This is a genomic window from Mariniflexile litorale (genome assembly GCF_031128465.2).
Lineage (GTDB): Bacteria > Bacteroidota > Bacteroidia > Flavobacteriales > Flavobacteriaceae > Mariniflexile > Mariniflexile litorale.
On the sequence record NZ_CP155618.1, the window covers coordinates 257,501 to 270,276 of the forward strand.

At 32.1% G+C, this 12,776-nt stretch carries 10 protein-coding genes and 1 pseudogene; 2 read left to right on the forward strand and 9 right to left on the reverse strand.

Features of this window, described 5'->3' with window-relative positions:
* Positions 1-741: 741 nt before the first annotated feature.
* Positions 742-807 (reverse strand): annotated as a pseudogene (locus QLS71_RS01085) (putative porin); the annotation flags it as partial.
* 107 nt (positions 808-914) lie between these two features.
* A complete protein-coding gene (locus QLS71_RS01090; RefSeq protein WP_308993919.1) occupies positions 915-1,643 on the reverse strand; it encodes an NUDIX hydrolase in 729 nt (242 codons plus the stop codon).
* Between the two features lie 180 nt (positions 1,644-1,823).
* Between QLS71_RS01090 and QLS71_RS01095 the strand changes: the two genes are divergently transcribed.
* Positions 1,824-3,296: a mannitol dehydrogenase family protein gene (locus tag QLS71_RS01095; protein ID WP_308993920.1), complete on the forward strand. Its 1,473-nt coding sequence runs from the start codon at positions 1,824-1,826 to the stop codon at positions 3,294-3,296.
* Positions 3,297-3,423: 127 nt separating this feature from the next.
* Here QLS71_RS01095 and QLS71_RS01100 read toward each other — a convergent pair whose 3' ends face one another.
* Genes QLS71_RS01100 through QLS71_RS01130 form a run of 7 tightly spaced genes read right to left on the reverse strand, consistent with a single transcriptional unit; the run spans position 3,424 to position 10,369 of the window.
* The gene (locus tag QLS71_RS01100) at positions 3,424-4,050 is read right to left on the reverse strand and encodes a PfkB family carbohydrate kinase (RefSeq protein WP_308993921.1); all 627 of its coding nucleotides are present in this window, start codon (positions 4,048-4,050) and stop codon (positions 3,424-3,426) included.
* Positions 4,029-4,310, reverse strand: coding sequence for a PfkB family carbohydrate kinase (locus QLS71_RS01105; RefSeq protein WP_308993922.1), 282 nt, complete (start codon positions 4,308-4,310; stop codon positions 4,029-4,031). The genes QLS71_RS01100 and QLS71_RS01105 overlap by 22 nt, the downstream gene beginning before the upstream one ends.
* A gap of 11 nt (positions 4,311-4,321) precedes the next feature.
* A complete protein-coding gene (locus QLS71_RS01110; RefSeq protein WP_308993923.1) occupies positions 4,322-5,806 on the reverse strand; it encodes a mannitol dehydrogenase family protein in 1,485 nt (494 codons plus the stop codon).
* Positions 5,807-5,817: 11 nt separating this feature from the next.
* On the reverse strand, positions 5,818-6,786 hold the full coding sequence (locus QLS71_RS01115) for an ABC transporter permease (RefSeq protein ID WP_308993924.1): 969 nt from the start codon (positions 6,784-6,786) through the stop codon (positions 5,818-5,820).
* Positions 6,787-6,814: 28 nt separating this feature from the next.
* On the reverse strand, positions 6,815-8,332 hold the full coding sequence (locus QLS71_RS01120; protein ID WP_308993925.1) for a sugar ABC transporter ATP-binding protein: 1,518 nt from the start codon (positions 8,330-8,332) through the stop codon (positions 6,815-6,817).
* A gap of 17 nt (positions 8,333-8,349) precedes the next feature.
* Positions 8,350-9,414, reverse strand: coding sequence for a substrate-binding domain-containing protein (locus tag QLS71_RS01125; RefSeq protein WP_308993926.1), 1,065 nt, complete (start codon positions 9,412-9,414; stop codon positions 8,350-8,352).
* A gap of 37 nt (positions 9,415-9,451) precedes the next feature.
* Positions 9,452-10,369 (reverse strand): hypothetical protein, encoded by a 918-nt coding sequence (locus QLS71_RS01130; protein WP_308993927.1) that lies wholly within the window; start codon positions 10,367-10,369, stop codon positions 9,452-9,454.
* A 447-nt stretch (positions 10,370-10,816) separates the two neighbouring features.
* Here QLS71_RS01130 and thrS point away from each other — a divergent pair, with 447 nt between their 5' ends.
* Positions 10,817-12,751 (forward strand): threonine--tRNA ligase, encoded by a 1,935-nt coding sequence (thrS, locus tag QLS71_RS01135; protein WP_308993928.1) that lies wholly within the window; start codon positions 10,817-10,819, stop codon positions 12,749-12,751.
* Positions 12,752-12,776 lie beyond the last annotated feature (25 nt).

Consider the following 12,776-nt stretch of genomic DNA (forward strand, 5'->3'; position numbering starts at 1 on the left):
TTTATCTTTTCTTAGCTCGTTTCCTTGCTAAGCGGGTGCAAATATAAAACCCTTTTTTTAATCTCACAATAGTTTTAAATATTTTTTTTTGAAAGTTTTTTTTCAAACTCTAAATCTTAATATCTAACAACCTATTTAAGAACTTCGCTAACCAGACTGATGCCCTTTTTAGCGGCTGCAAACCTACAACCCTTTTTTTAATTCTACAATAGTTTTTTGATATTTTTTTGATTTATTTTTTAAGCTAATTTAATTAACTAAAAACCAAAATATCTATACTTGTTTATGAACGTTTGCCTCAACAACTAATGCCGTTTTTAGCGGCTGCAAACATACCACCCTTTTCTTATTCTACAATGCCTTTTTTAACCTTTTTTTTATTTATTTTTTACTTTTTATTCTAATGACTTGTTTTCAATTAGTTACATCTTAAAGTTTTTTGAAACACAAACCTATTTGTAACCAAAACTCAAAGAAGTTGTGCTTAGAGTGCCTTTTCTAGAGACAAACCAATCTATAACTTTTATCCTTTTTTAGCCCTAAAAGGCCCAAAACAATATAAAAGAACTGGGTTATGCGAATATAGAACGGGCGTTTCTAGAAAAAACTATTAGTATACATATATATAGTATATATCTGTTTGCACCCATTAAAGTATATCCTGGAGATACTTTTTAATAGCTGCAAATAAAAAATTGTGACCAAATGCTCAAACTAAAGAAAAAAAAACTCATCAAAAAACTATAAAAAGAAATTCCAAACCAAACCAAAACGAATCGTGAAATCTCGATAAGGATAATTAGGTGATGAATAATATCTGTATCCCGTAAATGAAGAATTTAAATGTTCCGCTTTAAAAACATGTTACCCACTTAAATTGATTGGTTGCCATATTATAAAAATAGCTCAAGTAATTATTTATTTATAATATAATCTGTTTCCACTACTTGATTATAAACATCTTTACTAAACATATATAATCTTGAGGGCTTTTTAGATACTCCCTTTTGTTTTTCTTCAAGTGGTACTATATAAGACTTACTTGAAACTTTTTTTCTAAAATTACGATTATCTAATTCTACATCTAATATAGATTCGAAGGCCATTTGTAGTTCATTGAGTGTGAATTTAATTGGCATAAAGTCAAATATTAAAGGGTCTGTAATAATTTTACCTTTAATATCCTCGTATGCGTCATTAATAATTTGATGATGATCGAAGCCTAATTGCGGCAAGGATTTCAACTTAAACCATTTTAAAGAATCATCCATATCCAACAAATCCTTATTGGATGCTACAATTAAATAATAAGCAACCGTTATGGTTCTTACTTTTGCTCCACGACTTCGCACCCATAACAAATCTTTATCCGATTTAATTCTAGCTGCATTTCCATAGGTTCTAAATTGATTCTTATTTAAATGGTCTTCACCTGTTAATTCTTTAAAAACCCTGTTGGCTGTTTCACCTAAATTATTACTTTTTAGCACATAATGTCCTGGTAGAACCCAATCATCAATCACTGGTGAATTTTCGTCATACAAATTTAAAGCACGTTTTCTTAATAAAACCTTAAGCGTATTTTCTTCTAACCTTAAAACCACACAGTCTACTGATAAATTATCTATTTTTCTAAAATCCATATCAAATAAAACGTTAAATTTACGCTTTAACAAATTTAAACAATCTCTTATTACTAATAATGTTTTTTAAAAGGTATTGTTTTCTTATTTGTAAGACACATTACATTATAATCTGCATTTTAATAAAATAATAAAAACGCTTAATTAATAGTTATTATGATGAAGTCTTATCAACTTAACATGGAAAATTTAAAACTATTACCTGAAACTGTTTTAAAACCATCGTTTGATAGAGACAAAATTAAAGCGAGTATTTTACATATTGGCGTAAGTAATTTTCATAGATCGCATCAAGCATATTACACCCACGATCTTATTGATAAATTTAATGAACTAAATTATGGGATTTGCGGTGTTGATTTATTCGATTCTGATCGAAAGATTTATAATATTCTAAAAGATCAAGATGGCCTTTACACACTTTACACAAAAGAACCAAATGGTCCCCATAGAGCTAAGATAATCGGTTCAATAATAGAGTATTTTTTTGGTCCCGAGAATCCATTGGCAGTTATAGAAAAAATGGCAAGTCCTGATATTGAAATTATTTCGCTTACAATTGCTGAAGACGAGTATCATTTAAATGGAATTACAGGAGTATTTGACATGAATCATCCTGTAGCGAACGAGGAAACCAAAAATCCTTTTAAACCTAAAACTGTTTTTGGATACTTAACACAAGCCTTTAAATTAAGAAAATTAAGAAATTTACCTGGGTGCACTATTCTTTCTTGTGATAACATGAAATCTAATGGAGAGACCATGAAACACTTATTATTAGACTATGTTAGCAAAACAGAACCTGGACTTTTAGATTGGATTTCTGAAAACACTACGTTTCCGAACAGCATGGTTGATAGAATTACAACCATAACAGATTTTGATGATATTGATACATTAAAACAAGATTTTCTTATAGAAGACCAATGGCCCGTAGTTTGCGAATCATTTTCTCAATGGGTTATTGAGGATAAATTTCTACATAAAAGACCTTCTTGGGAAAAAGTAGGTGTTCAATTTACACAAAACATTGAGCCTTACGAAAACATGAAATTACGTTTACTAAATGCTGGTCACACTATTTTAGGAATATTAGGTACTATGTGTGGTTATAAAACCGTTTATGAAGCTGCTGTTGATAAAGATTTCATGATTTTCTTAAAATGTTTTATAGATGAAGAAGTACTTCCAACTCTTAAGGAATCCAATCAAACAAGTGTAAAGAGCTATAAAAAAATGTTAGTATCTCGATTTCAAAATCAACATATAAATGATAGACTATCGCGTATATGTCAAGAAAGCTCCGTGAAAATTCCTCTTTTTATTTTACCTACTATAAAAGATCAACTACAAAGTGACAAGAAGATAAAAAGAGCTGCTTTTATAATTGCTGCTTGGTGCAAATATAATGATGGTATTGACGACTTTAAAATTCCATACAAAATTACAGATAGTATAAGTGGCACATTAATTCGTAATGCTACATTATCTCACCAGAATCCCATTAAGTTTTTAGAGATTGAGTCTGTTTTTGGAGACTTAAGTAATAATAAAATTTTCACCGATAGCTATGAAGAATCTCTTTCTTTATTAAGAAGTAACAACATTAAAGCTTGTATTCAAAAAATGAATACAAGTTTAGCACACAAGTAAAGCTTGCTCTTTTTTAAATTTTAAGGCATTAATAAAAAAAAAGGCTTCACAATATAATTGCGAAACCTTTCAACATAATTAGTCACTAAACTAAAAACAAAATTTTCTATACTTATTATAAGATTTATTAATTTTCCCCAACCATAGTTGCAATATCTTTATCTGTTATTTGAGGGTTTGCTTCTTCTCTACCAGCTACTAAAGCCCCAACTGCGCATGCAAAATCAATTGCAATTTGAGGAGAAACCTCTTTTAATAGTTTATCTATTAAAGATGCCAAAAAGGAATCGCCCGCCCCAACTGTATCTTTTACCACAATCTGATAACCACTATTATAATAAAATGTGTCTTTATAATATAAAATGGCTCCATACCTACCTTTAGTAACACAAATAGTTTTTGTATTTGTTTTTTCAGAAATAAAACGAATATTCTGTTCTAAAGACTGGGAGCTTGAATTTAAATATTTAGCTATTTCAAAAATCTCTTCATCATTAAATTTTATAAAGTCCGCCTGATTCATCAAATACACAAGAATATCTTTAGTATAATAAGGTGCTCTTAAATTCACATCAAAGATTTTAAACTTGGCTATGGGCAAAAGTTTATATAATGTGCTTCTAGATCCATCATCACGGGTTACTAAACTTCCAAAAATAAAAGCATCAGATGATTTCACCAGCGACTTTGCTACTTGTGTTAATTCAATTTTATCCCAAGCACTAGGATATTTTATATCATAAGTAGCACACATCCTTTATCATTAAGCATCACCGTAACGTTTCCTGTTTCATATATTGAATCTACCTGTACACCTTGGATATTTATATTGTTTGATTTCAAAAAACCGATAAGTATCTCTCCTTTTTCATCAGCACCAATTCTACTAATTATTGAAACATCATTATCAAGTGATTTTAATCGTATCGCCACATTTAAAGGTGCTCCACCAATTTTTTCATGAGTAGGAAATACATCCCATAAAACTTCTCCAAAACAAGTTATTTTTATCATAATAAATTATTTTAAAATTTACTATTCAAATCGATAAGACATTTTTTAACTCCAAATTGCATGATATTTTGGTATGATTTTGTGAAGACTTCTACAAATGATTCTGAGTCTGCCAAACTTCCGAATATAGATTCTATATCTAAAAATGCTTTTGGATTTGATTTAGCAGCTACTGCTTTTTCATGCAACACAGCTTTCACCGCATCTTTTATTGGAATTTTAGTACCATTTTCATCAACTCCTAAACTATATATGGCCCAAGATGCTATTACAAAGGCTGCTAATTCTATAGATCCACCATCCTTTAGCTGACTTTGAACTGTAGGAAGCATGAATTTGGGAATCTTAGCGGAACTTTCTGAGCAAATACGATCTACTTGATCTTTAATATAAATATTTCCAAATCTTTGAAGTAATGACTTTTTATACTCATTGAGATCTACACCTTCGAGGTCTCCCAATGTTGGAATCACTTCTTGCTCCATATAAGCCTCTAAAAAAGCACTAACCACTGTATCATTGACAACTTCGTCTATAGTAGAGTATCCTATTAAAGTACCCAATATACCTAAAACAGAATGCCCTGCATTTAGTAAACTTAGTTTCATTTTTTCATAAGGCACCACATCTTCAACAAATTGAGCCCCCACTTTTTCCCAAGCAGGTCTACCCGCTATAAAATCATCCTCAATAACCCATTGTTTAAATGGCTCACAAACAACTGGCCACGCATCTTCAATACCCGATGTTTCTTTTAATGCTGCCATATCTGCAGATACTGTAGCAGGTGTAATTCTATCTACCATACTATTTGGAAAAGATACATGAGACTCTATCCAAGAAACTAATTCTGGCTCAGCATGTTTTACATAACTAAGCAGCATTTTTTTAGTAACATGTCCGTTACCCTGAATATTATCACAAGATTGAATGGTACAACCAGAAACATTATTCTCTTTTCTTAACTTTAAACCTTGAGTTAAGTATCCAAATACGGTTTTAGGATCATTTGGGTTTTTTAAATCTTTTTGAATTGATGGATTCTCTATTTCAAATTCTCCAGTGGCTTCATTATAATTATAACCACCTTCAGTAATCGTTAATGTAATTATTTTAATTTCTGGGTTGGCTATTCTTTCAATAACCGCTATGGGATTTTCTGGAGCGAACAAATAATCAACTATAGAACCAATAATTGTTTTTGTTAAAGTTCCATCTAATTCTTTTACTATCAAAGTATACAACCCATTTTGATCTTTAAGCGTTTGATAAATTCTTTGATCAAAACTCAACAATGCGACGCCACAGATACCCCAATTAGAATTGGAGTTCTTATTAAGTAACTCATCTGTATAAAAAGCTTCATGTGCTCTATGAAAACCACCTATTCCAATATGTAGAATACCTGCTTTCACGTTCGTTCTATCATATGTTGGTACTGAAACCCTCTCTTTCAACAGAGATAGGTTTTTACTATTCACCTTATAATAATCCATTGTTATATTCTTTATTTATCTTCAAATCTTTGGAGTAAAACTGCAAACACAATGATAGCTCCCTTAACTACTTGTTGTGGATAAGAAGGCACATTTAAAAGGTTTAAAATATTCCCTATTAACCCTAAAATAAGAACCCCCATTAAGGTATTAACAGCTGAACCTTTCCCTCCATTTAAACTCGCACCGCCAATAACTACTGCTGCAATAGCATCTAATTCCCAAGCCATCCCCATATTAGGAGAGCCTAAATTGGTTCTTGATGCAACAATAATAGCTGCTGTTGCTGCTAAAGCACCCGATATGGCATAGACCAAAAACTTATACTTATTAACTTTTATTCCAGACAAGCGAGACGCTTCTTCGTTACTACCAATAGCTATAATTAACCTTCCAAACACATTATAATGAAGTAACACTTGAGCTATTATTACAATAATGATGAATATAATTGCGATGTTAGGAATACCTAAAAATGAATTATTTGCAAAGTTTGCCATAAATTCACCTCCTGGTGTTTTAAATGTAATTGGAGATCCTTTCGAATAGATAAAACCTAATCCTCTAGCAATCGTCATAAGTGCAAGTGTCGCAATAAATGGTGCCATTTTTTGATAAGCTACCAAATATCCAGAAATACTTCCTAATAAGAAACCAATAACGAGGGTAAGTGATATTGCTAACGGCAACACCACTATATTAATCAGGATTGCAAATACAACCGCTAATAAAGCGACTAAAGAGCCAACCGACAAATCGATACCCCCTGTTAATATGACTATGAGCATACCAATACTAATAATACCAATACCTGAAACTTGCTTTAATAAGTTGGACAGGTTTATGGATGTGAAAAACACATCGGAGATCATTGCTGAAAAAACTACAAGCAATACAAAAATGAAGATTGTATTATATTTTATTAAAAATTTAAGAACCCCACTAGGGCTGCTTAATTGATTTTTTAGAGTTAGTGACATATTTTTATAATTTAGTTAGTGAGACTTTTTATGATTTTAAATGTTTTCCAATGGAATATCTTAGAATATTCTCTTCTGAAAATTTCTCTTTAGGTAATTCTCCAAAAATGGTCCCTTTATGCATAACAAGAATTCGGTCTGATATTCCCATAATTTCAGGCATATCTGATGAAATAACAATCACTCCTACACCCTTTTTTGCCACTTCATTAATAAGATTATAAATTTCAACTTTAGCACCTACATCAACACCTCGTGTTGGCTCGTCGATAATAATGACTTTGCTATCAATACTCAACCATTTGGCTAAAGCCACTTTTTGTTGATTACCACCGCTCAGGTTCTTTACAATAACTTTTCCGCTAGGGGTTTTAATGCTTAATTTATCTATCAAACCAACAACATTAGCCGTTTCTTTATCAGAAAATATAAAACCGAATTTGTTTGAAATAGGTTTAAAATTGGTAATACTGATGTTTCGACCAATTGATAAAGGCAAAAACACACCTTCTTCTTTTCTATCTTCAGACACAAAACCAATAGCATGTTTTACTGCATTCGCTGGACACGAAATATTTAAATCAATTCCTGCGATACTTATTACACCCGATTTCTTTTTATCTGCCCCGAAAATTAATTTTGCTGTTTCCGTTCTTCCACTACCACCTAAGCCAGCTATTCCCAACACTTCTCCTGCTTTTACTGAGAAAGACACATCATGTACCAAGTTGTCTTTGGCTGTTAAATTTCTAACAGAAAAAATAGGTTTCTCACTTATCTCCACATGTCTTGGTGGGTATAAATCCTTAAGTTCTCTACCAATCATCAACTTTATAACCTCGTCGGTATTAGTTTCAGAAACCACCCTACTTCCTGTATCAACACCATCTTTAAGAACTGTAACAGTATCGGCTATTTTAAATATTTCCTCTAAATGATGTGAGATATAAATAATTGAGACACCTTCTTTTTTTAGTCTTAATAAATTGTCAAATAACTTTTGCGTATCTGTAGGATCAAAAACTGTTGTCGGTTCATCTAAAACTAGAATTTTAGTGTCTTCAGATAAAGCTTTAGCTATTTCTACCACTTGCTTTTGAACAATACTTAAATCTCTAACTCTAGCTGCTGGATTAATATCAAAACCTAACGATTTAATTAATTCGCCAGCATCTTTTGTTATTTTTTTCCAATTCATCCAAAATTTATTGGCACCTAGTTTGTGTAAATAAATATTTTCGGCTACTGACAAATCATTTACCAATGATAATTCTTGGTACACAACACTAATTCCTAATAATTGGCCTTCGTGCGTATTTTTGGGGTTAATTTCTTCCCCATTTAATACAACCTGTCCACTATCTTTTTGATGTACACCACTTAAAATTTTCATAAGTGTTGATTTCCCTGCACCATTCTCTCCAATTAAAGCATGTATTTCGCCATGTTTAACCTTTAAATTAACATCTTGAAGGACCGATACTATACCAAAACTTTTTGATATTCCATTCATTTCAAGTCTGTATTCACTTTCTGAATTATTCATATCAATCGTTTTAAAGGTTAAAATAAAGCTTTAGGATTGTAGTATTTAGCTGCATTTTCTTTGGTAATTAATAAGGGTGCAGTAAATGATGTTTTAGGAAAATCACGTTTACCATTAAAATATTGAATCGCATACTCCACCGAATTTTTTCCAATTTGAACAGGACTATTCATAGCTGTACACCCATAAAAATCGGTTTCCATAATATATTTGATGGCTTCTTTTTGTCCATCTGCACCAGCCACTATTAAAATATCGTCTGTTTTACCGGCCTGAGCAATCGCTTTAATAGCACCTAACACACAAACATCGGATTCTGTAATCACCACGTTAATATCAGGGTGTGCTACCAAAGCATCTTCCATCGCTTTTAAACCACCTGCGTAAGACCAGTCGGTATAAGCTTGGGTTTTAATATTTAAATCGATGTAACCCAAAGTTCTTAATTGTTCCTCTGTAATACCTTGCAGCAAACCCTGTTTACGTGTTTTACCCACTGGGTTTCCGGCGTTACCACTTAGTAAGGCAATATTCATTTTTTTAGAACCAAACTTTTTGGCTAGCCATTCACCAGCAAGCTCTCCGTTTGCTAGATTATTTGATTGAATCGTAGTCACATAATCAGCCGAAGGATCAATCGAACTATCAATAATAAAAACTGGAATTCCCGCTTTTGCTGCCATTCTTGTAACTCCAACTAAAGCGTCTGGATCTTTTGGATTTAACAACAAAGCGTCTACACCTTTTGTAATTAAATCTTCAACTGCTGCAATTTGCTTATTTATATCATCTTGACCATCAGCAGACATAAAAATCATACCATTTTTTTTCGTAGCAGATTCAATACTTTGCAATAATGCCTGATAATAAGGCGCATTTAATGACGGGGTACAATACCCAATTTTCATTCCTGTTAAATCCATAGCGCTTTCTACTTTTTCATTAGTATCTTCTGCACTATTTACATTCGATTGTGTGGAATTTGTTTGTTCAACACAACTCGTTAAGCTAATAATTAGAGCAAATACCATGAACGGTTTTACTAATTGCTTTAAAACTGATGTTGTTTTTTTAGTCTTCATAATTAGTTTGTTTTTAAATTAATAAATTAAATTTTGTTTAAAATATGGTTAGGTCTAGTTGTAATACAGCCTTTTCTTTTTCAGGGTTCCACATAGCAGTTACCTCTACTGGCATTCTATAGTTCCCTATGTGAATATCTTTACTAAGAGATGCTCCAACATTTATAAAGTTCCCAACTCCTTCAGTATAAAACGTTTTATCTGTAATAAACGACCATGCACCACCTGCAAAAAGCGATAATTTATAATCATCCTTTTCCCAAACTTTACTTTTTATTTCTAAATAATGTGTCCACGAATCTTTAACAGAACCATCACTCTGCACCTCGTAGTCTCCAGATCTACCAGCCAAAATAGTTGCTAGATATAACAACGTATTATCTGTAACCATATACCCAAAGTTTAAATCTACAAAATTATAGCCTTGTGTTTTATCATAACTCCAGTAGTGTAATTTATCTCCTCGCTCTTCAACACCTGTATAGTTATTATGAGAAACTGCCTCTATAAAAAACTTATCAGAAAAACGATACATCGTATAAATAGAGAACTCCTTATAGTTAGCCCCTACATAGTCTCCCGTATTTTTATTTACAACATCAACACTAGTAAAACTTGCACCGCCCCATAAACCAAAAGTAAATTTCTTATTACGCGAGTTATATTCTAAATTAGTAGCAAATACTGCTCCCGGATGTACTACAAACCCATGCCATAAATGCATATTTTTTAAGTGTGCTCCAGCATTAAATGGTTTATAATCATCTTTCTCCAATCCACCAACTTCAGATTGGTCAATTTCTTCGTTTTGCGCCGAAAGAACACTAAAACTAAACAACAGACAAATCAAGACAAGCTTAAATGCAGCATAACTACAGACGTGTGTTTTATCATTTCCCCTAGGACTAAAAAATGGTTGCATTTTGTTTAGCAACTCAGATTGATTGTGTTTCATAGTATCATTATTTTAGTTGTTGCACATTTTAAACGTTTATTTTACGTTTATTATTCTACAAAGATAGAACACAAATTACATTTATGTCAGAAAAAATAGATTTATTTCACAATAATGCAATATTTTTAAACTATTATTACATTTTTAACTAAATAACAAAATAAAATTAAACGAATTATATTAAACGTTAATAATACGTTTAATATTTTATGTCTTTTTTGTACCATATTTCCAAAAAAAAGATCAATTACACTGTAACTTAATGTAAATAAATGAATTACATCTCTTAAAAATACAAGATACAGAATAAACCTAATTCCATTAAAACCACACATTAATTAACAATCTAAGAATCATTTTATATGAAATAAGAAAATTATACCTCACTATAATATTGTATGTGTATTTTTATACTATTATCTTTGCATGCGAATTTCAATTTATTATATGATACATATTACATTACCCGATGGCAGTGTGAAAACATTTGAAGAAAATGTTACTCCAATGGATGTTGCTAAAAGCATTAGTGAAGGATTTGCTAGAAACGTTATTTCGGCAAATTTTAATGGTACAACGGTTGAAACCGTAACGCCATTAACCACCGATGGTTCTTTGGTGTTATACACTTGGAACGACAGTGAGGGTAAAACGGCTTTTTGGCATTCATCTGCTCACGTCTTAGCACAAGCAATTGAGGAACTATATAAAGGAGCCAAACTTACTATTGGTCCAGCAATTGATAATGGGTTTTATTATGATGTCGATTTTGGCAATCATGTTGTATCTGAAAAAGATTTCAAAGCGATTGAAGATAAAATGCTGGAGATTGCTAGAGGAAAACATGATTTTAAAATGCGCTCTGCAACAAAAGCTGAAGCCCTAGAATTATATAAAGGGAATGAGTTTAAAACAGAATTAATTACAAATCTGGAAGATGGCACGATTACTTTTTGTGACCATGCTACTTTTACAGATTTATGTCGAGGTGGACACATACCTAATACAGGGATTATAAAAGCTGTTAAAATCTTAAGTGTTGCTGGTGCATATTGGCGCGGTAATGAAAACAATCCACAACTTACACGTGTTTATGCTATTTCCTTTCCGAAGCAAAAAGAGCTTACAGAATATATAGAATTACTTGAGGAAGCAAAAAAGCGCGACCATAGAAAACTTGGTAAAGAATTAGAACTTTTTACATTTTCCGCAAAAGTGGGCCAAGGTTTACCTTTATGGTTACCAAAAGGTGCCGCTTTACGCGAGCGATTAGAGAACTTTTTGAAAGCAGCTCAAAAGAAAGCTGGCTATGAAATGGTAATTACACCTCATATTGGACAAAAAGAACTATATGTTACTTCTGGACATTATGCTAAATATGGTGCAGATAGTTTTCAGCCTATCCACACACCAAAAGAAGGTGAAGAATTTTTACTAAAACCCATGAACTGCCCACATCATTGTGAAATTTACAACCACAGCCAATGGAGTTATAAAGATTTACCTAAACGTTATGCTGAATTTGGCACCGTATATAGATATGAACAAAGTGGCGAATTACATGGTTTAACCCGAGTAAGAGGGTTTACGCAAGATGATGCTCATTTGTTTTGCACACCAGACCAATTAGATACTGAGTTTAAAAATGTGATTGATTTGGTGCTTTATGTATTTGGATCGTTAGGGTTTGAAAACTTTACCGCTCAAGTATCGTTGAGAGATCCTGAAAATCCTGATAAATATATTGGTAGTTTAGAAAACTGGGAGAAAGCTGAAAGTGCTATTATGAGTGCAACCATAGATAAAGGCTTAAATTATACTGTAAAAACTGGTGAAGCAGCTTTTTACGGTCCTAAACTAGATTTTATGGTAAAAGATGCACTAGGTCGTCAATGGCAACTAGGAACGATACAAGTGGATTATAATTTACCCGAACGTTTCGATTTAACTTATAAAGGCAGTGATAATGAATTACACAGACCTGTAATGATACACCGTGCACCTTTTGGAAGTATGGAACGTTTTATCGCTATCTTATTAGAACATACAGCGGGTAATTTCCCTCTTTGGCTCATGCCAACACAGGCTATTATATTATCAATTAGCGAGAAATATGAAAAATACGCCGAAAAAGTTTTAAATTTGCTAGAAAATGACGAAATTCGCGCCCTTGTAGACCATCGAAACGAAACCATAGGTAAAAAAATAAGGGAAGCTGAAATGCAAAAACACCCTTTTATGATTATCATTGGTGAGCAAGAAGAAAAAGAAAACAAAATAACTGTGCGTATGCACGGTGGAGAAGATTTAGGAATGATTTCTATTGAAGACTTCTCTAAGATTATAAAAGCAGAAATAAGCAAAACCTTAAAACCGTTTTAAAATAAGTTTAACTTAAAAACATAAA

Bases quoted from the DNA above. Each gene is read 5' to 3' on its own strand.
- QLS71_RS01090 (WP_308993919.1), bottom strand. From the start codon at position 1,643: ATGGATTTTAGAAAAATAGATAATTTATCAGTAGACTGTGTGGTTTTA.
- QLS71_RS01095 (WP_308993920.1), top strand. From the start codon at position 1,824: ATGGAAAATTTAAAACTATTACCTGAAACTGTTTTAAAACCATCGTTT.
- QLS71_RS01100 (WP_308993921.1), bottom strand. From the start codon at position 4,050: ATGTGTGCTACTTATGATATAAAATATCCTAGTGCTTGGGATAAAATT.
- QLS71_RS01105 (WP_308993922.1), bottom strand. From the start codon at position 4,310: ATGATAAAAATAACTTGTTTTGGAGAAGTTTTATGGGATGTATTTCCT.
- QLS71_RS01110 (WP_308993923.1), bottom strand. From the start codon at position 5,806: ATGGATTATTATAAGGTGAATAGTAAAAACCTATCTCTGTTGAAAGAG.
- QLS71_RS01115 (WP_308993924.1), bottom strand. From the start codon at position 6,786: ATGTCACTAACTCTAAAAAATCAATTAAGCAGCCCTAGTGGGGTTCTT.
- QLS71_RS01120 (WP_308993925.1), bottom strand. From the start codon at position 8,332: ATGAATAATTCAGAAAGTGAATACAGACTTGAAATGAATGGAATATCA.
- QLS71_RS01125 (WP_308993926.1), bottom strand. From the start codon at position 9,414: ATGAAGACTAAAAAAACAACATCAGTTTTAAAGCAATTAGTAAAACCG.
- QLS71_RS01130 (WP_308993927.1), bottom strand. From the start codon at position 10,369: ATGAAACACAATCAATCTGAGTTGCTAAACAAAATGCAACCATTTTTT.
- thrS (WP_308993928.1), top strand. From the start codon at position 10,817: ATGATACATATTACATTACCCGATGGCAGTGTGAAAACATTTGAAGAA.